General features: G+C 72.0%; 1 pseudogene. It reads left to right on the plus strand.

Annotation, left to right across the window (positions count from 1 at the left end):
• Positions 1-439 (plus strand): annotated as a pseudogene (locus tag RISW2_RS25305) (TonB-dependent siderophore receptor); the annotation flags it as partial.

The following is a 439-nucleotide window of genomic DNA, read 5'->3' on the forward strand; positions in this document are numbered from 1 at the left end:
ATCAATCCCGACCCGGTGGAGCGCATCGAAGTGCTGCGCGGCGCCGGCGCCTTCCTCAACGGCATGCTGCCGTGGGGCAGCGTGGGCGGCAGCGTCAACATCGTGACCAAGCGCGCCGACGACGCGCCGCTGACGCGCTTCACCACGGAATACGCGTCCGACTCGCGCTGGGGCGGCCACCTGGACCTGGGGCGCCGCTTCGGCGACCAGAACCAGTACGGCCTGCGCGTGAATGGCGCGTTCCGCGGCGGCCAGCCGCGCATCGACGGCCAGTCGACGCAGAACGGTTCGGGCTCGCTGGGCCTGGACTATCGCGGCGACCGGCTGCGGCTGTCGGCCGACATCGTCTACCAGGACGACTGGATGCGCGCCGCCGCGCGCGGCTACACGGTCGCTCCGGGCGTCAAGGTGCCGGGCGCGCCCGATCCCAAGATCAACC

The organism is Roseivivax isoporae LMG 25204, assembly GCF_000521865.1.
GTDB classification, from domain to species: Bacteria; Pseudomonadota; Alphaproteobacteria; order Rhodobacterales; family Rhodobacteraceae; genus Roseivivax; species Roseivivax isoporae.